This is a genomic window from Paucilactobacillus wasatchensis, from assembly GCF_000876205.1.
Lineage (GTDB): Bacteria > Bacillota > Bacilli > Lactobacillales > Lactobacillaceae > Paucilactobacillus > Paucilactobacillus wasatchensis.
In genome coordinates, this window is sequence record NZ_AWTT01000044.1 from 1 (window position 1) to 17697 (window position 17697).

General features: G+C 37.9%; 23 protein-coding genes. 20 read left to right on the plus strand and 3 right to left on the minus strand.

What is annotated here, in order from left to right; genetic code table 11:
• Nucleotides 1-32: 32 nt before the first annotated feature.
• Nucleotides 33-884 carry a mechanosensitive ion channel family protein gene (locus WDC_RS07560; protein ID WP_404824770.1) on the minus strand — a complete coding sequence of 284 codons (852 nt, stop codon included), beginning with the start codon at nt 882-884 and terminating at the stop codon, nt 33-35.
• 174 nt (nt 885-1058) lie between these two features.
• Between WDC_RS07560 and WDC_RS07565 the strand changes: the two genes are divergently transcribed.
• Nucleotides 1059-1478, plus strand: coding sequence for a DUF948 domain-containing protein (locus WDC_RS07565; protein WP_044011260.1), 420 nt, complete (start codon nt 1059-1061; stop codon nt 1476-1478).
• Nucleotides 1479-1496: 18 nt separating this feature from the next.
• Nucleotides 1497-1913: a hypothetical protein gene (locus WDC_RS07570; RefSeq protein ID WP_044011261.1), complete on the plus strand. Its 417-nt coding sequence runs from the start codon at nt 1497-1499 to the stop codon at nt 1911-1913.
• A gap of 56 nt (nt 1914-1969) precedes the next feature.
• On the opposite strand, the gene WDC_RS07575 is transcribed toward WDC_RS07570, so the two are convergent.
• Complete coding sequence (locus WDC_RS07575) at nt 1970-3067, minus strand: M24 family metallopeptidase (protein WP_044011262.1); 1098 nt, start codon at nt 3065-3067, stop codon at nt 1970-1972.
• Nucleotides 3068-3225: 158 nt separating this feature from the next.
• On the opposite strand from WDC_RS07575, the gene ccpA reads away from it, so the two are divergent.
• The 17 genes from ccpA to WDC_RS07660 all read left to right on the plus strand — a co-directional run bounded on the left by ccpA (nt 3226) and on the right by WDC_RS07660 (nt 16275).
• Nucleotides 3226-4227, plus strand: a complete 1002-nt coding sequence (gene ccpA / locus WDC_RS07580; protein ID WP_044011263.1) for a catabolite control protein A — start codon at nt 3226-3228, stop codon at nt 4225-4227.
• A 20-nt stretch (nt 4228-4247) separates the two neighbouring features.
• Nucleotides 4248-5069, plus strand: coding sequence for a hypothetical protein (locus WDC_RS07585; RefSeq protein ID WP_044011264.1), 822 nt, complete (start codon nt 4248-4250; stop codon nt 5067-5069).
• A gap of 95 nt (nt 5070-5164) precedes the next feature.
• The gene (locus WDC_RS07590; protein WP_044011265.1) at nt 5165-5902 is read left to right on the plus strand and encodes a YebC/PmpR family DNA-binding transcriptional regulator; all 738 of its coding nucleotides are present in this window, start codon (nt 5165-5167) and stop codon (nt 5900-5902) included.
• A gap of 120 nt (nt 5903-6022) precedes the next feature.
• Nucleotides 6023-7009, plus strand: coding sequence for a competence type IV pilus ATPase ComGA (comGA, locus tag WDC_RS07595; RefSeq protein WP_044011266.1), 987 nt, complete (start codon nt 6023-6025; stop codon nt 7007-7009).
• Nucleotides 6945-8000 (plus strand): competence type IV pilus assembly protein ComGB, encoded by a 1056-nt coding sequence (gene comGB, locus WDC_RS07600; protein ID WP_052497829.1) that lies wholly within the window; start codon nt 6945-6947, stop codon nt 7998-8000. The genes comGA and comGB overlap by 65 nt, the downstream gene beginning before the upstream one ends.
• A 2-nt stretch (nt 8001-8002) precedes the next feature.
• Nucleotides 8003-8335, plus strand: coding sequence for a competence type IV pilus major pilin ComGC (gene comGC, locus WDC_RS07605; protein ID WP_044011267.1), 333 nt, complete (start codon nt 8003-8005; stop codon nt 8333-8335).
• Nucleotides 8307-8768 (plus strand): type II secretion system protein, encoded by a 462-nt coding sequence (locus WDC_RS07610; RefSeq protein WP_225349639.1) that lies wholly within the window; start codon nt 8307-8309, stop codon nt 8766-8768. Before comGC ends, WDC_RS07610 begins: the two co-directional genes overlap by 29 nt.
• Nucleotides 8749-9042 carry a hypothetical protein gene (locus WDC_RS07615; protein ID WP_044011269.1) on the plus strand — a complete coding sequence of 98 codons (294 nt, stop codon included), beginning with the start codon at nt 8749-8751 and terminating at the stop codon, nt 9040-9042. Before WDC_RS07610 ends, WDC_RS07615 begins: the two co-directional genes overlap by 20 nt.
• Before the next feature lie 80 nt (nt 9043-9122).
• On the plus strand, nt 9123-9479 hold the full coding sequence (locus tag WDC_RS07620; protein WP_044011270.1) for a competence type IV pilus minor pilin ComGF: 357 nt from the start codon (nt 9123-9125) through the stop codon (nt 9477-9479).
• Complete coding sequence (locus WDC_RS07625) at nt 9479-9763, plus strand: hypothetical protein (protein WP_044011271.1); 285 nt, start codon at nt 9479-9481, stop codon at nt 9761-9763. Before WDC_RS07620 ends, WDC_RS07625 begins: the two co-directional genes overlap by 1 nt.
• A 46-nt stretch (nt 9764-9809) precedes the next feature.
• Nucleotides 9810-10844 carry a class I SAM-dependent methyltransferase gene (locus tag WDC_RS07630; protein ID WP_404824769.1) on the plus strand — a complete coding sequence of 345 codons (1035 nt, stop codon included), beginning with the start codon at nt 9810-9812 and terminating at the stop codon, nt 10842-10844.
• A gap of 14 nt (nt 10845-10858) precedes the next feature.
• The gene (locus WDC_RS07635; RefSeq protein WP_044011272.1) at nt 10859-12049 is read left to right on the plus strand and encodes an acetate/propionate family kinase; all 1191 of its coding nucleotides are present in this window, start codon (nt 10859-10861) and stop codon (nt 12047-12049) included.
• Between the two features lie 78 nt (nt 12050-12127).
• Nucleotides 12128-12736: a metallophosphatase gene (locus WDC_RS07640; RefSeq protein ID WP_044011273.1), complete on the plus strand. Its 609-nt coding sequence runs from the start codon at nt 12128-12130 to the stop codon at nt 12734-12736.
• A 47-nt stretch (nt 12737-12783) separates the two neighbouring features.
• The gene (locus WDC_RS07645) at nt 12784-14163 is read left to right on the plus strand and encodes a bifunctional metallophosphatase/5'-nucleotidase (protein ID WP_044011274.1); all 1380 of its coding nucleotides are present in this window, start codon (nt 12784-12786) and stop codon (nt 14161-14163) included.
• Between the two features lie 25 nt (nt 14164-14188).
• On the plus strand, nt 14189-14860 hold the full coding sequence (locus WDC_RS07650; RefSeq protein ID WP_052497830.1) for a YutD family protein: 672 nt from the start codon (nt 14189-14191) through the stop codon (nt 14858-14860).
• A gap of 16 nt (nt 14861-14876) precedes the next feature.
• A complete protein-coding gene (locus tag WDC_RS07655) occupies nt 14877-15656 on the plus strand; it encodes a TIGR01457 family HAD-type hydrolase (RefSeq protein WP_044011275.1) in 780 nt (259 codons plus the stop codon).
• Nucleotides 15631-16275, plus strand: a complete 645-nt coding sequence (locus WDC_RS07660; protein WP_044011276.1) for a TIGR01906 family membrane protein — start codon at nt 15631-15633, stop codon at nt 16273-16275. Before WDC_RS07655 ends, WDC_RS07660 begins: the two co-directional genes overlap by 26 nt.
• Here WDC_RS07660 and WDC_RS07665 read toward each other — a convergent pair.
• On the minus strand, nt 16254-16907 hold the full coding sequence (locus WDC_RS07665) for a VTT domain-containing protein (RefSeq protein ID WP_044011277.1): 654 nt from the start codon (nt 16905-16907) through the stop codon (nt 16254-16256). The genes WDC_RS07660 and WDC_RS07665 overlap by 22 nt on opposite strands.
• A 207-nt stretch (nt 16908-17114) precedes the next feature.
• On the opposite strand from WDC_RS07665, the gene WDC_RS07670 reads away from it, so the two are divergent.
• Complete coding sequence (locus tag WDC_RS07670) at nt 17115-17522, plus strand: hypothetical protein (RefSeq protein ID WP_044011278.1); 408 nt, start codon at nt 17115-17117, stop codon at nt 17520-17522.
• Nucleotides 17523-17697 lie beyond the last annotated feature (175 nt).

Genomic DNA, 17697 nt, shown 5'->3' on the forward strand with positions numbered 1-17697 from the left:
TTGTGAGGTTTGAGTACTTCACTATGTTTTTTTTATGTCATTAAATTGATATGTGCTTGTCTGATAGAGCTTAGGTAAGCTGTTAGAAAGGCACTTCTTATTTTTTCCTGTGTTCCGTTAGCAGTCATTATGATAATTCGATAAACTAGCACACCATCCTGGTTAAGGGTTGGCCCAATGATTTCAGGATCGGGTTGCAATTCCGAAAATTGAGGGACCAGTCTTTTGTTGACTTGCTCAATTTGATTTTTCAATTGGTCTAGCGGGGTTGTCGTATCAATTTTAATATCAATTTGTACGCGCATATTATTACGAGAATAATTACTGACAATCGTGATATTACGATTGGGGATGAAGTTTAAGGTTCCATCAGGACTAGTTACCTGGGTTGTTCGAATTCCCAGGGCGGTAACGGTTCCCTTGATGGTTCCGATTGACACCGTATCACCAACATCGAGTTGTTGTTCTAGTAAAATGAAGAAGCCAGTCACAACATCATTAACAAAACCTTGGGCACCAAGACCAAGGGCAATACTGAAAATTCCAGCACCAGCAATCAAAGTGCCAACTGGCACACCAATTAAGGATAGAATCGCATACAGGTAGAAAAAAAGGCAGGTATATCGAAAGATATTTAATGATAACGTATGGATTGTGTTGGTTCTGTTGGTGGTGAGGTTTGTCCGCGATTTGTATCGTTTAAATGCACGGTTGATGGCCACTCTACCAAGCCAAATGATGAGTCCAAAAACGATTGTAATGGTAATTAGTATTAAAAAACGGCTTGCGATATTTTCCCCAATCGATTCCCAGTTGAGTTTAGTGAACGAGCCAGAAAAGTTTTGAACTTGTTGCGTCAATTTAGAATTTAAGGTTGCAAGAATAATTTGTTGCACCACGTACTACCTCCAATTAGTGTCACTGCACTTATTCTATCAAATATTCGGTCAAACAGCCAGACAATGAAGCACTCAGATATTTGTTTTAATTGCGGTTGCCAGGTGGTCGTGATATGCTTAAATTATAAATAAATTAACCACTCAAGGGGGTTTTGTTTGATGACATTAGGACAAGTTGCAGGGTTGATTGCGGCAATTGCATTTTTGATATTAGTGTTCTTTATCGGCTATTTCTTAGTTAGACTGAGTACAACGCTTAAAGAGACAAATCGTAGCATTTCTGTATTAACCAATGATGCAGACGCGTTGAGTAAAGAAGTCGAAGTTATTTTAAGCAATGCAAATGAATTACTGGAAGATGTTAACAAGAAGGTCGAAACTGTGGACCCAGCATTTCAGGCAATCGCTGATTTAGGAACTAGTGTGTCGGATTTAAATAACGCTACTCGTAAAGTAACAGATCGGTTTTCAGGTGGTGTTAAAAAGACTGCTGGAGCGGGTATTGTGGCGTCACTTGGTAAGTCCGCTTTGAGTGGCGTTTGGCAACATCATAAAAATAGAAAGCAAAATAATAATTAAAAAGTGAGGTAAACAAACATGGCAAAAGGATTTTTAATCGGGTTAACTCTGGGTGGAGCTGCTGCAGTTGCAGCGTATTACCTGTTAACCGATGAACAAAAAGAGCAGCTAAAACAAAAAGCCCGTGAAACTAAAGAGGATTTAAGGGAACAAGTAATCGATTACGCATTGTTTGCGCAGGATGCTGCCACAGATTTATTGGATAATGCTGATCAATACAAGGAAGATGCCCAAGAAAAAGTTCATTCAGCTGGCGAAAAGTTGAAAGAGCATAAGGAACATGTGGTGGATCATTTTAGTAACGATAATTTCGAAGAACAAACTGCCTCCATTCGTGAACAACTGGCGTCAGCAGTTAAAGATGATGATTCATCGGATGATATTGTAATTGATAAGACTGATGAATCACCTGATGAAGAAAATAAAACTGAATAATAAAAATGCAGCCATCATTTTTGATAGCTGCATTTTTATTGATGGCAATAGTTAAATTAGCCAACGTATGTTAATTCTTTTGATGTATGGGTAAATGGTGCACAACCATCTGGCGTGATGTGAACACAATCTTCAATTCGCACACCAGCAACACCAGGAATATAAATACCTGGTTCAATTGAAAAGCACATTCCCGGTTCAAGTTGCATGGTATTACCTTCCATAATTGACGGGAATTCGTGTTCGCTCATGCCCATTCCATGGCCGAGACGATGAATGAAGTATTCGCCGTAACCAGCTTTTGTAATGATATCTCGCGCAATTTTATCTAACTCAGCTGCTGTTAAGCCGGGTTTGGCTGCAGCTTGAGCTGTTAATTGTGCTTCAAGACACACTTTGTAAATATCGGCTTGTTTTTCGTTTAATTTGCCCACGGCGACAGTCCGAGAAGCGTCACTAATGTAACCTTCAAAGACAGTGCCTAAGTCAAATAAAATTAATTCATCACCGGCAATTTTATTGGCAGCGGTGGCGCCATGTGGCTCTGCGGCGTGTGCACCAGCCTGAATTAGCGTTTCGAAGCTCATTTGCATAATACCATGCTGTTTGAGTGCATATTCCAGGTCTGCAGCAACTTGTTGTTCAGTTCGACCGATTTTGACAGCATCAAAGCCTGTTTTAAAAGCAAAATCTGCCCATTTACCAGCTTCATCTAATTTTTCAATCTCATCGTTTGTTTTGATTAAGCGTAAGCGTTGGATCATGGTAGTTAAATCTGTATCAAAATGAGATTTAGGAAATTGTTCAGTTAATGATGCTAATCGATTAATTGTTAGCTGAGATTTTTCAATTGCCCAATTTTTAGGATTTGAATTACGTTTCATGACTTGAGCGGCAATCATGTCAAATGGATGTTCATGATCTAAATAGCCGTAGACTGGGTATTTCCAACCAGTATCTTTAATAGCTTCGACCTCAAGTGCGGGCGCAAATAAAAATGGGTCTTGATTGGGGAAAACTAATAAAGCCAAAATCCGTTCAATTGGATCACTGTTAAAGCCAGTCAAGTATGTAATCGTCATAGGGTCACTCAAGTAAGCAACATCAAGCTCCTGATCACTAACCCATTGTTGCACTTTTTCTAATTGTGTCATCTAGCATCGCTCCTTCATTTAATTGGGATAATTATATCACATCAGCGTTTTGGTAAAAAATGAAGGTGAAATTTGTGTTTTTGCTAGTAATCTGCTATATTAGTTGAGTTATGAAAGAATATGAAAACAAATCGTATCAATGAAGAAAGGGCTTAATTATGGAAAAACAAACAGTTACAATTTATGATGTTGCACGAGAAGCTGCGGTATCAATGGCTACGGTTTCACGGGTTGTTAATGGTAATCCTAATGTTAAACCAGCTACTAGGAAAAAGGTTTTGGATGTCATTGATCGCTTAGATTATCGTCCTAACGCTGTTGCTCGTGGCTTAGCCAGCAAGAAAACAACAACTATTGGAGTAATTATTCCTGATGTTACCAACGCTTATTTTGCGGAACTGGCACTTGGAATTGATGATATTGCCGCAATGTACAAATATAACATCATTTTGGCGAATTCTGATGAAAATGGTAGTAAAGAATTACAAGTGGTCAACACATTGTTAGCTAAGCAGGTTGATGGCTTAATCTTCATGGGTAACAATATGGGGGATGATTTAAAACACGAATTTGAACGTGCCTCGATGCCCGTGGTGGTTGCCGGCTCAGTTGACATTAAACAAGATATGCCCAGTGTCAGTATCGACTACGTTGCTGCTACCAAGGAAGCAGTAACGAATTTATTAGGTCGTGGCAACCAAAAAGTTGCACTAGTGGTAGGATCGATGAAAGAGTCCATTAATCACGATTATCGGTTAAAGGGTTATCGGCAAGCACTCGAAGAAACTGGTAATGAATATAATGATCAATTAGTATTTGAAACCAATGATTCTTACAACACAGGATACGAGATGGCTGAAGAAATTAAGAACAGTGGTGCAACTGCTGCTTTTGTTGGTGATGATGAATTAGCAGCCGGATTGTTAAACGGTTTAACAGATCGCGGAGTTAAAGTACCTGCAGAATTTGAACTCACAACAACAAACGACACAAAATATACCGAAATCACACGACCAAAAATGTCCTCAGTAACCCAGCCGCTTTACGATATTGGTGCAGTTGCCATGAGATTGTTGACAAAGTTAATGAATAATGAAGATGTTACTGATCGAAACGTTATATTACCCTATGGCTTGATCAAGCGAGACACAACTCGTTAGTATTTGTTTGGAGGCGTTAATTGGAAAGTCGAATTCAAAGATTTGAAGAAAAAAATGCTGACACTAATATAAAACATCATCACACTGGTTTTAATATTATTAGTATTGTGATGTTAACTATTTTTCTGGTGACGTTAGTTCTAAACATAACTTTTTTGAATGCTTCATTTATGACTAAAGAGCTAAAAAAATCAACGGTTAGCACGCAAATTACTAGCAATGTCAATCAAGAATTATCGCAATATGGATTACCTGCTAATGTGATGACCAAAAAGCTCACGAATCGATTGATTTTACAAGCGACTAAACAAGTATACGCTGGTAAGCAAATTGATTTGAACCTAAGCCCAGTTTTTAGCCGAGCGGAAAAACTAGTTGATGCAAATTTAGCCGGATTGGGTGTTTCTACTAGTCAGTTGCCGACCACAATTACAGCGACGGTAAAAGAAAAAATTAATACTAGTGTGTTGCAACAGATTAATACAACTAGAGTTCAAACGTTTACTAAAGAATTAATAGCAGTTAAACGAATAGAGAGAGTTCTTCTCTTTGGCAGTGGCATTTTCTTGGTATTGCTGTTTTTCTGGGCGTTAATCAAACATCATTTTTGGGGCTCGTTAGGCTGGACTATGTCTTTTGCTGGTTTGCTGGCCTGGGTAGTTTTAAAGTTGATGGCAACAGTGGCAAGCTCATTATTGACGGATGTCAGTGAACTTAGCGCAATGAGCGACCAAGTAGTGGCGGATTTCAATCGAGTTGGTAATTTAGCAACGTTAATTTCCCTAGTGATCGGTGTTTTGGTCATTGTGGTGGATAAAATATTATCCAGCAGAAGATTGTAAAGTGTTAGTTACTTGATTTATGGGGTAAGATTTGATATTATTTTTATTGGTCTGAAAAGGCTAAATTCGCTAATTACGGAAAAGAGGAGTTCGACATGTCAGGACATTCTAAATGGCATAATATTCAAGGACGTAAAAACGCCCAAGATGCCAAACGTGGTAAAATTTTTCAAAAAATTTCACGTGACTTGTATCAAGCCGCTAAAGCAGGTGATCCTGATCCAGCGAATAACCCTCAGCTTCGGTTAGTGATGGATAAAGCTCGTGCTGCTAATATGCCTAAAGATAACGTTCAACGGGCAATTGATAAAGCAACTGGCGCTGGTGGTGCCAAGTTTGATGAAATCACTTATGAAGGTTATGGTCCAGGTGGAATTGCAGTGATGGTTTCAGCTTTGACTGATAACAAAAATCGCACTGCTGCAGCCGTGCGGTCAGCATTTACACATTCGGGTGGAGCGTTAGGTGCTACAGGCTCTGTTTCATATATGTTCAATCGGCGCGGATATATCGTGATTTTGCGCGATGGATTAGATACTGATGAAGATACGATGTTAATGGACGCATTAGACGCTGGCGCAGAAGATATGAATGCCGAAGATGAAGTATTTGAAATTTATACAACCCCAAGTGATCTAGTTAGTGTACGAGATGCACTACAAGAGAAGGGCTATGAACTTGATACTGCTGAAGTAACAATGTTGCCTGAAAATACAACGGCAGTTCCTGCAGATAAAGTATCCCAATATCAACATTTGATTGATGAATTGGAAAGCAACGATGACGTTGCTGACGTCTACGAAGCAGGTGAAGTTGCTGATAACGAAGAATAATTTTACAGATTAATACTGGTAAAATGACTCAGACAGAAATGTTTGGGTTATTTTTTTGGACTTTTTTTAGTGTATAAACCCAATTTAAGACGTATTTAATTTAATAGTGAGGAGGTTTTTATGATTAATACGAATCAATTTTTACGCTATATTACTCAAAGTGTGGATAATAAGGTTTCTGATCTGTATATCTTACCCAATAACAGTGGTTATCGGGTTATGTACAATTTACAGATTAGATTGACAACGGTGGCTCAGTTAACTACACAGGAGGGGCAGCAATTAATTACGTATCTGAAATATCGGGCAAATATGGCAGTGAGTGAACACCGCAGGCCACAAGTCGGAGCAATTTTATGGCAAGTGGATGAGCAAACGATTAATTTGCGACTTTCAACTGTCGGGGATTTTAAGGGGCTGGAATCATTAGTGATTCGATTTATCTATCCACTTGAGCAACTGCAGAACCAGCAATTAGTGCCAAGCCAGTGGTCGCAATTGGAAAATATGATTGAGCAGCGCGGATTGATATTGTTTTCTGGGCCCATGGGTTCTGGTAAAACAACGACGATGTATCAATTGGCGAAAAAATGTTGTCAAGCACAAATTGTGATGACCATTGAAGATCCTGTTGAAATTCAAGAACCAAATTTTATCCAACTGCAAGTTAATGAACGGGCTCAGATGGGCTATGATCACTTATTAAAAGTAGGATTACGTCACCGACCAGATGTCTTTATTATCGGTGAAATTCGAGATGAAAAAACTGCTACTTTGGCGGTTAAGGCAGCCTTAAGTGGTCATTTAGTTATGGCAACTGTGCATGCCCAAAATACGTTTGGGGTCCTTAACCGAATGTTACAGTTGGGGGTTAATAAAAGTTATTTGGAGCAAGTTTTGCAAGGGATTTGTTATCAGCGTCTGTTGCCAACCACAAATGATAATTTAGCAGTTCTTTATGATTTATTAAATACGACTAGGCTGCAGCCAGCTTTCGAACAACCATGTAATGAAACGATGACAAACGAATGGAGGCAGCAACTTGAACAATGCAGCAGTGAAAATAAAATTACCCAAACGACGGCACAAAAGTATCGGTGGGGGTAGTTTTTCTAATAAAGAGCAAGCGGCATGGTTCTGCTTGATCGCCGATTTATTAAAAGTTGGTTTTTCAATGCGCCAGGCGATTAATTTTTCTCAAACGTTGTTGCCTAAGCATAGTGAAATTTTGAAAGAAGTCGACCAACAATTGGCAGCAGGAACTACATTTGCCGGTAGTGTGCAACATTTTGTTAATCAGGATATTTACTATCAGCTAAAAATTGCCGAAATTCATGGTAACTTACAACAAACAATTGCACAGTTAGGAACCTATTTAAATCTCAAAGTAAAACAGCATACAAAATTAAAAGGTTTGCTGCAATATCCATTAATATTACTATGTTTGCTGGGCCTATTACTGGTGGCCCTGAAACTATTTGTTTTTCCAGAGTTAGCTGTGTGGCAAGACGATCAGGGGGTTGATACCGGCCAGCTTAAGTTTTTACCGTGGTTGGGAATTGGTCTGCTGATCGGCTGTGTGGGACTTGCTTTGCTAACATTGATGAAATGGATGAAAACATCCACCATGAATCGAGTAAACCTACTGTGCCACTTACCGGTTGTGGGCTCAAGCTATCAAAAGTATTACGGTTATTATTTAGTGACTAATTTAGCATTGCTGCTTAAAAATGGAATGGGAATCAAATCAATCTGTCAAATGGTACATCAGTTTGATGAAGCTTCTTTATTGCATCAATTAGGGGCAGTGCTTGAGCAGGCATTAAGTAGCGGGCAAGATCCCAATCGTTTAATTCAACAGTACCCATATTTACCACCTGAATTAGTTGTTTTTATGAACAAGGGAGATTCAGTGAGTGAATTAGGTTATGAACTGGAGATTTTTGCACAAACATTATTCCAACGACTAATTCAGTCAGTAGAGCGGCTGTTAACATTTGTTCAGCCGCTATTATTTGGTGTAATTGCATTAGTAATTGTAGGGATGTATTTAAGTATTATGCTGCCAATTTATCAATCAATGAAGGGAATCTATTAATCATGGAACATTTAAAACAAAACGTTAAAAATAAGTGTCACAGTGCTTTTACTCTTTTAGAAATGTCAGTAGTTTTGTTTATTATTAGTTTATTAGTACTAATTATCTTACCTAATTTAGCTGCTCAGCGAAAACACGCATCCGGGGTTCACAAAAATGCAATGGTTTCTGTTGTCCAAACCCAGATTGATTTATATGAAAATGAAACGGATAGCAGCAAAATTGATTATGAAACGCTAGAGGGGAAAGATTATTTGACTAAAGATCAAGTTGCCAAAGCCCAAAAGGAGCATATTAAAATCGTTGGTGACAAAGCAATTGTTGGCAATGATTAAACAAAAAGGGTTTACATTGTTAGAAACATTAATTGTGCTAGGATTAATTAGTTTGACGTTTAGTTTTGGAACACTGCAGTTACGACAAATCAGAGATGCCAGCAATGAACGTCATTTTTGGCAGGCATTGCAGCAAGAATGGCAAGTTAGTCAGACACGTGCTCAAGGAGACAATAACGGGACTGATATTGTTTATCTTGCGGGTCCTCAAATTATTAGATTTAAGTGGCGAGCAGCGGATTACACAACTCATTATAATGATGTGGCTATACCGGTGACAATTAAGGTTGTCAGTTTTGCTCCGTTAAAAATGCTGGCAAATGGCTATGTTAAGGCGCAAACACAAAAATTTAGATCAATGTTGACAAATCAAACTTATGATATGAAAGTACAACTTGCCTGGGGAGGTTATTATGTTGCCGTTGAAAAATAAGGGATTTGTCTTGGCCGATAGCATTGTTGCGCTGACAGTTTTAAGCATGGTGCTTGTCTTTTTTTGCGTCAATGAACATCAATTGCAATCACAAATGAAACATGCAAAACAGGAATTGATACTAGCCCGAACAGCTAAAGAGGCAGCAGATCAATATACAATTGACCATCAAAATCGACAATTTGAACAGCACGATTATACTGTAACAGTAAGTGCCCACTCCATTAAAATTATGCAAGCAAAACAAGTTGTATTCACGGTGACAAACAAATGAGGCGGCACGGATTCACCCTAGTCGAGTGTATCTTAGCGCTTTTAATAACTTCAATGACAATGGTTTTGTGTGGCATATTATTGCATTCGTTTGAAAAAAATGACCATCAAATCATTGATGAGTCAGCTCAATGGCACCTATTTTTACGCGAATTAGAATCACCAACACATGAATTTCAATTAATGAGTTGTGGCAATCAAAGGATTATGTTGAATAGCCCGGTGAGCACAAAGTATTATCAATTAATTGGCAATGATGAACATCTGTATTTAACGCTGTTACAAGATAAAGGAGGGTACTTACCGCTATTTGATCATGTCAAGGAATTTAATACCAATCAAATTTCATCGACACAGGTGGAAATTAAAGTGGTTACGCTTAATGGACACCATTTTTCTAATGTGGTTAAATTCAAAAAGTTCACGGAGAAAACATAATGATTAAACAACCTGCGTATGCCCTATTAAGTGTACTAATAGTGATGGGGCTAGTGACAACGATCGATTTAATTCGCTATAGGCAATACAGCCAACAACGCCAAATTTATACCAGATTACAAAACGAATTAGTGTGCCAAACAATGGTGAGTCTGGCTGATAAATCAAAGCCAAGCGACATTTTTAATACTGGTACGGTTAAAATTGATACGTCCGGTTCATCAAAAGTAGAATTGAAAAACGGATTTGTGTATCAAATTAGCCAAACTGAAGAGGGTTCTTGAATTTGCTTGTGAAAATCTGTAAACTAGTGGGGTGAGTGAGAGAAATTTGGATTGGAGTGAATGTAAACTGACACAAGATAAAGTAGAGTCATTATTCAAATTGTTTGACGAGTCAACAACTCTATTACAACAATCGGTTTCAAGTTCATGTTTGGATGCGTTCATCGAGAATGCAGAAAATATTATTGACGATGGTCATGTTCAAATTGAAAATGGTCAACCAAATTCAGCTACAGTGCAAAAGTTAGCGGCAGTATATCGCCAATTAAACTTAAATGAAGCCAAGCCCGAAGAAATTCGGACAGTAGTTCAGTTGAGTATGTTAAAAGCAATTAAGCAGGATAAAATTCAATCCAATCATCAAATGACGCCAGATACAATTGGTATCTTGATGGCCTATTTACTAGAGAAAGTGAGCAAATTCAGTACGCCGTTTTCAATGTTTGATCTAAGCGTTGGAACTGGGAATCTGTTGACAACCGTGATGAATCACTTACACACAGTTACTAAGCAGCCGATCCACGGCTATGGTATCGATAATGATGAATCTATGTTAGCGGTGGCTAACATTAATACGGTATTACAGCATCAACAAATTGATTTATATCATCAGGATGCAATTGATTCGCTGGATATTCCACAAAGTGATCTGGTAGTTTCAGATTTACCAGTTGGTTATTATCCCCTAGATGATAACGCGAAAAATTATGAAACTAGGGCTACTAAGGGGCATTCTTATGTTCACCACTTACTAATTGAACAAGCAATGAATTATTTGAAGCCAGGTGGTTTTGGCGTCTTTTTAGTACCAGCAAACTTATTTCAGTCGTCGGAATCGAAACAATTTGTTGGGTGGATTCAACAGCATGCACACTTACAAGGGCTAATTAATTTACCAGGTGAGTTGTTTCAAAATAAACAATCCCAAAAATCAATTTTACTGTTGCAAAGACAGGGACCAAACAGCAAACAAGCCACCAAGGTGCTACTAGGTGAATTTCCGTCTTTCAAAAATAAAACAGAGTTTGCTTCATTTATGCAAGAAATTGATCATTGGGTTGTTACTAATTTAGATGTTTAAAGGAGAAATGAATCATGTCAAAAACGATTGCCATTAACGCTGGAAGTTCTACACTAAAATTTCAATTATTTGAAATGCCTAGTGAAAATGTTATTGCCAAGGGATTGTTTGAACGAATCGGAATGGATGATGCGATTGTTGATATCAGTTATGGTAATGACGAAAAATATCATCAAGTGATGCCAATCAACGACCATGAAGTGGCTGTTAACTTTTTATTGAAGCAACTACTAAGTTTGGCAATTATTGGTGATTATAACGAAATTACTGGTGTTGGCCATCGAGTTGTTGCCGGTGGTGAATATTTTAAAGATTCAGTATTAATTGATGATGATGTTATTGCTAAGATCGATGAATTATCAGATTATGCTCCACTACACAATCCTGCCAATTTGACTGGGATTAAGGCGTTCCGTAAAATCTTACCAAATGTAACCTCTGTCGCAGTTTTTGATACTGCTTTTCATCAAACAATGCCAGAAGTAAATTATATGTATAGCATTCCTTATGAATGGTATGAAAAGTATGGTGCCCGTAAATATGGTGCTCATGGAACTAGTCATCGCTATGTGGCTAACAGAGCAGCTGAGATAATTGGCAAACCGCTTAAGGATTTAAAAATGATTACATTACATTTGGGCGCCGGTGCATCAATTACAGCTATCAAAGATGGTCAATCATTTGATACATCAATGGGATTCACACCGCTTGCAGGGGTGACAATGGCCACTCGCTCAGGTGATATTGATGCATCATTGGTTTCATGGATGCAGGGCAAACTGAATATTTCAGATCCAGAAGAAATGATTGATATTTTGAATCATAAATCAGGATTGGTTGGTGTTTCTGGCGTTTCGGCCGACATGCGTGATTTGGAAAAAGTAATGGATACAAATCACCGGGCTAAATTGGCGCGTGATATCTGGATTAACAGGGTTATTCGTTATATTGGTCAATACGTTGCTGAAATGAACGGCTTGGATGTATTGGTGTTCACTGCCGGGGTTGGCGAAAATGATATCGGCATTCGACAAAGCGTTGCTGATGGATTATCCTATTTTGGTGTTGGTGTTGATCCTGATAAAAATAACATTCGTGGCGTTGAGCGTGATTTAAGTTCTGCAGCGGCAACGGTCAAAACGTTATTGGTGCCTACAGACGAAGAATTGATGATTGCTCGTGATGTTGAAAGATTAAAAAAATAGTAAAATGAGATATAATGGAAATCAGATTAGTGAGTAATCTGATTTTTTTATTTAGCTTAAACAAAAAGGGGCAATAAAATGCGCTTTATCACAGCAGATACACATTTTTTTCATGAAAATTTACTGGGAACAACTGATTTCGCTATTCGGCCATTTGCAAATGTAACTGAAATGAATCGGACGATTATTGAGCATTGGAATGATCGGGTGATAGATAAGGATACAGTGTATCATTTGGGCGATATTGCGCTGTACTTTACTCACCCAGCAATTAAATCAAATGAAGCTGTATTAGGGGTATTGAACGAATTGCACGGCCATTTGGTCCTGATTAAAGGCAATCATGATAGCCGGTCATTATTTAAATTTTTGGCACAAAATAATTACTTATTGGAGGGTAAGCCAAAATTCGAATTCCATGATGTTGGTGTATTATCAAAATACGATCATCGACAATATTATATGACGCATTATCCGATGATGCTTGGTATTGCGCCCCAAATAATTAATTTACACGGGCACATTCATCATTACACTGTTCCTGCAAAGGAAAACATTAATGTCGGTGTGGACACACCCGAAACAGCATATTTAGACTATCAACTGCCTTTTGGAACGCCACTATCACTGGCTGATATTGAACAGATGGTAAATGGCAAAAAGATTGATTTTGATAAGCGACTTTAGAAAGATTGCTTAGGTAGTGCGCATTAATTAATAAATTGGAGGAGCTAATGGGCGAAAAAATTACAATTTTACATACGAATGATCTGCATTCTCATTTTGAAAACTGGCCCAAAATTAGACGATATTTAACGACACAAAAAAAGGCTCTATCGGGTAAAAGTAGTAGTGTCCTCACGTTTGATTTGGGGGATGCAATGGATCGAGTTCACCCATTAAGCGAGGCCACTGATGGTCAGGCTAACGTCGATTTATTAAACCAAATTGGGTATGATGCTGTCACGATTGGCAATAATGAAGGCCTAGGTAACACTAAAGAACAATTACAGCACTTGTATCAGCATGCAAATTTTGATGTAGTATTGGGTAATTTATTGGATCAACCCAGGGGCAAACAACCGGACTTTGCGCGCCAATTTAAAATTATAACTACGGCTAGTGGTACAAGGGTCGCTATTTTAGGACTGACAGCGCCATTTGTGTTAACCTACCCGTTAGAGGGATGGCAGCCAATTGGTGTTTTTGAAGCCATTCCCTACTTGTTAGATAAAATTAAAGGACAATATGACGTTTTGGTTTTGTTGTCACATTTGGGAATCACAGCTGATGAAAAGATTGCTGCTAATTTTCCGGAATTTAATGTCATTATCGGTAGTCATACTCACCATTTATTGCAACATGGCAAACGGGTCGGACAATCTTTATTAGCTGCGGCGGGCAAATATGGTCGATACATTGGTAAAATTGATTTAGAATTAGATGATCATAAAATTTTAGTTGCTCAAGCCCGTGTAACCGTGACTGAACACTTACCTAGCGAGCCAGATGACCAAGCAGAAATTGATGGCTACCGCGAACGTGGAGAACAGCTTTTAGTCCAACAACAAATTGCAAACATCCCAGCTGCTTTATCGGTGGATTTTGAAAATGATCTTAGCTTAGTTAATTGCGGTTTGGCGGCGCTAAAAGAAGCAACCAATACAAATTTGGCCATGCTCAATACCGGATTATTTCTCCGTGGTCTTGATGAGGGGATAGTTAATAAAAATCAATTGCATCAGATGCTACCGCATGCAATGCATGTAATGAAAGTAACCTTATCGGGAGCAGATTTGATTAGACTAGTACGTGAAATTGAAAAAAATCGCGGATTCTTGCGTCGGTTTGCACTAAAAGGAATGGGATTTCGGGGCAAAATTTTTGGTGAAATCCATTATGCGGGTTTAAAATTTGATCAAATGACAAAACAAGTCACGATTAAGGGGACGCCAGTTGATATTTTTGAGCAATATACCTTGGCGACATTGGACCATTATTTATTTATTCCCTTTTTTCCAACGATTGAGATCGCGGGAAATAACGAATTAATGTATAATAAATTTTTTAGAGACGTTGTTGGTAATTATTTGATGAGACATTTTCCAATTTAATAAACTAAGAAAGGAGAGACAAATTGTGGATCGAGAAAAAATGAAACAATTGATTGCGGAAAGACAAGAGCAACGTGCTGATATTTTTAAAATCGAACGTGAAGATGAAACGGCATTTACGATCAATGGTCATCAATATCAATTGGTTGCCAATTATCGGGATGCATTTGATCCTGATAAATTAGGCGAACGCTTTAGTACTATCTTAAGTAAGTACGACTATATTGTTGGTGACTGGGGCTTTGAACAATTAAGACTCAAGGGCTTTTACGCTAGTAGCAATAATAATGCGCCCAAAGGCCAGTTAGTCGACACAATTCAAGATTATTTGTATGAATACTGTAATTTTGGCTGTGCCTACTTTGTGATTCAAAATTTAGATGTGCGTGTGCCCAAAAATGAACATAATAATCATCGAAATAGATCAAGACCGCATACATCCAAGCAAACACAGCATAAACGCAATTCTGGTCAAGTAAAAACAAAGGATAGTTCTCCTAGTAGCAAAAACCAGGCCCATAATAATCAGCGACACAAGAACAAGAAAAGCAGTAACTCAAACGAACCTCAAATTCGAGAACGAAAGACAAAAGTTAATCCAGTTCCAATTGAACAGCGAAAAAGTCAAACGGCTGTTCGAACGAGTTCAAGTAAGGACCACCCGGCTAATCAGCGGTTTGTGATCCGACATAAGTAACGAAGGAGCATGTTGAATGCATTATCGGGGATATTTTATTGATTTAGATGGTACTACTTATAAGGGGACGGACACGATTCCGGCCGCAGCTCGGTTTGTGGCGGAGCTGCAGGAGCAAAGAAAAAAAGTGATGTTTGTTACCAACAACAGTACCAGAACGCCAGAGTTTGTTGCTAATAATCTGCGAAAAAACCACAATATCGATGTTACGGGCGATAACATTTATACCACCGCTTTGGCTACCGCGGATTATTTAGCTCAGCATGCCAACCGACAACACCGTAAAGTTTATGTGATTGGCGAGATTGGCTTAAAAAATGCGTTGTTGAATGCTGGTTTCACAATGGATGATGAACGACCGGATTATGTAGTAGTCGGATTAGATTCTGATGTAACCTATCATAAATTTGAACGGGCCGTATTAGCGGTCCGTAATGGTGCTACGTTTATTGGTACCAATGCAGATAGCAACTTACCAAATGAGCGTGGAATGGTTCCTGGGGCTGGCTCGCTGGTTAAATTAGTAGAGTACGCCACTCAACAACAACCTATCATGATTGGTAAACCAGAAAAAATTATCATGGAAATGGCGCTACAAAAAATTGACCTACCTAAAGAGAAGGTCATCATGGTAGGTGATAATTATCATACTGATATTAGTGCAGGTATCAATGTTGGGATGGATACGCTGCTTGTCTATACTGGCCTTTCCCAAAAAAATGAAGTCATGCAAGAAAAAACATTACCGACATATCAGGTGGATACACTAGATGAATGGGATTTTAGCAAACACTAAATATTATTTACTGGCGATACTAAACTGGAGCATTTTAATGCTTTTTCTAGTTAGTGTGGCCATTTTTATTACATTGAATTTGACGCCAATAATGGTTAGCGTGTCTCAGCAAACAATTATTCATGTGACGCAGCAGCAAATCATTGCGGATTATTGGCGATTGATGCATTTTTTGCAGCTGCCTTGGATCGATTCGCTGCACTTTAATTTTGTACCATTATCTTCAACCGGCAAGCAGCACTTTAATGATGTTCGCAATTTAATTTTGTTTAATGAGGCGGTCTTAGTTGTCACTGGTGTCATTAGTTTAAGGGTTTTACGACACAAAAAAAAGAAGCAACAGTTATGGCAATTGTTACTTCCCAGTCGGACAATACTGACAGTTGTTCCAGTATTTTGCGCTTTATTGGCAATTAATTTCAATTCTGCGTTCATTAAATTTCATCAGCTGATGTTTCGTAATCAAGATTGGGTCTTCAATCCAAACACGGATCCGATTATTAATATTTTGAATGAAACGTTTTTCATTCAGTCATTTTTGTTATTTGTGATATTGTTGGAAACTGAGCTGCTCATGATTTATTGGCTAAGCGTGCATCAGTCTACTATATCCGAATGAGACAAGCGTGAGCGAATGAGACCAATAACGGCAGGCAATAACGTCACAATAATGATTGCTAAAATGATAACTGAAAAGTGGGCTTGTACAAATGGTAAGTTACCAAAGTAATAACCACACAGTGTACAAATTAAAACCCAGGATACACAACCAATTAAGCTGAAACGAATAAAACGATTATATTCAAAGCCGGAGCCTGCAGAAACGAAAGGCGCGAAGGTTCGGATAATTGGCATGTAACGAGCTATGATGATTGCAGGAGCCCCATGTTTTTCGAAGAAATGTTCAGATTTGGCTAGATTTTTTTTATCAATTAATTTACCGAACAAGGAATGATTAGATAGTGACTTGCCGATTTTGTGGCCAATTAAGAAATTCAAAGAGTCTCCTGCAATACATGCAATTAGAAATAAAACAACAAATAAATTGAAGCTAAGGTTATATTTGGGATTTGCTGCTAGTGCACTGGCGGCAAACAATAGTGAGTCGCCAGGCAAAAATGGCAAAATGACAGCACCAGTTTCTACAAAAACGATGGCAAATAAGATTAAATAGGACCAATTGCCAAATGTATTAACGATAGAAATTAAGTGTGTATCAATGTGAATAATAAAATCGATTAGACTTGCCAAAGTTTAGTACTCCTCCATGATTATTGACAGAATTTAGTTATCTCAAAATTAAGAATTACTCAGGTGATAAGTGCTCCTTAATACGTCGTATAGTATATCATGGTTAACAATTACAAACAGGAATTTTATTGATAATAATTGCTTAAGTTTTGATTAATCAATGGATCAGTAAGTTACTTTACTTGGCAGATAGTAGAAGCTATAATGATGAAACGGAGAGAAATTAATGAGAGAATTGAGGCAAATGTTTTGGTAAAGGTAGCAGGGACAATTGTTATTAGTGATGATCAAAAGACAACTTTTTTAGTTCAAGGTAAGCAGCCATATGAGTTTCTATCTATAGATAGTAAAACAAATAGTGAGACAGCACTAGCCATAATGCTGCAATATCTGAAAGATTCGTTGCGAGTAGATATCGATTGCTTACGGCTTGAAGAATTATCAATGCTCAAAGGGACAAATAAACAAACGCTATTTGTGTTCTCCATTCATGATCATGAGCAAAAAATTATTGCGGCTTGTACAAAAAAACAGGACCTTGAATTTGTTGATGTAGCGCAATTGCAACAGTTATTTCGAACAGTAGAAATGGATACAGCTCCTTTTTTTGATTAATTTTTAAATTGTGTCTTGACCGTGTTTAAATTTATTGCTATGATATTTGTTGTCGCCAAGAGCAGTTAAAAATGTCAGCTAGTATGAAGATATTGTTTAATGAGAGAAAAATGAATAATTATTCATTTTTCAAAAATAAAATTGACACTTGATTAGCATAATGATATTATATAAC

Bases quoted from the DNA above. Each gene is read 5' to 3' on its own strand.
- ccpA (WP_044011263.1), top strand. From the start codon at position 3,226: ATGGAAAAACAAACAGTTACAATTTATGATGTTGCACGAGAAGCTGCG.
- WDC_RS07645 (WP_044011274.1), top strand. From the start codon at position 12,784: ATGGGCGAAAAAATTACAATTTTACATACGAATGATCTGCATTCTCAT.
- WDC_RS07590 (WP_044011265.1), top strand. From the start codon at position 5,165: ATGTCAGGACATTCTAAATGGCATAATATTCAAGGACGTAAAAACGCC.
- WDC_RS07625 (WP_044011271.1), top strand. From the start codon at position 9,479: ATGATTAAACAACCTGCGTATGCCCTATTAAGTGTACTAATAGTGATG.
- WDC_RS07655 (WP_044011275.1), top strand. From the start codon at position 14,877: ATGCATTATCGGGGATATTTTATTGATTTAGATGGTACTACTTATAAG.
- WDC_RS07570 (WP_044011261.1), top strand. From the start codon at position 1,497: ATGGCAAAAGGATTTTTAATCGGGTTAACTCTGGGTGGAGCTGCTGCA.
- WDC_RS07660 (WP_044011276.1), top strand. From the start codon at position 15,631: ATGAATGGGATTTTAGCAAACACTAAATATTATTTACTGGCGATACTA.
- WDC_RS07575 (WP_044011262.1), bottom strand. From the start codon at position 3,067: ATGACACAATTAGAAAAAGTGCAACAATGGGTTAGTGATCAGGAGCTT.
- WDC_RS07565 (WP_044011260.1), top strand. From the start codon at position 1,059: ATGACATTAGGACAAGTTGCAGGGTTGATTGCGGCAATTGCATTTTTG.
- WDC_RS07670 (WP_044011278.1), top strand. From the start codon at position 17,115: ATGAAACGGAGAGAAATTAATGAGAGAATTGAGGCAAATGTTTTGGTA.
- comGA (WP_044011266.1), top strand. From the start codon at position 6,023: ATGATTAATACGAATCAATTTTTACGCTATATTACTCAAAGTGTGGAT.
- WDC_RS07640 (WP_044011273.1), top strand. From the start codon at position 12,128: ATGCGCTTTATCACAGCAGATACACATTTTTTTCATGAAAATTTACTG.
- WDC_RS07635 (WP_044011272.1), top strand. From the start codon at position 10,859: ATGTCAAAAACGATTGCCATTAACGCTGGAAGTTCTACACTAAAATTT.
- WDC_RS07615 (WP_044011269.1), top strand. From the start codon at position 8,749: ATGTTGCCGTTGAAAAATAAGGGATTTGTCTTGGCCGATAGCATTGTT.
- comGC (WP_044011267.1), top strand. From the start codon at position 8,003: ATGGAACATTTAAAACAAAACGTTAAAAATAAGTGTCACAGTGCTTTT.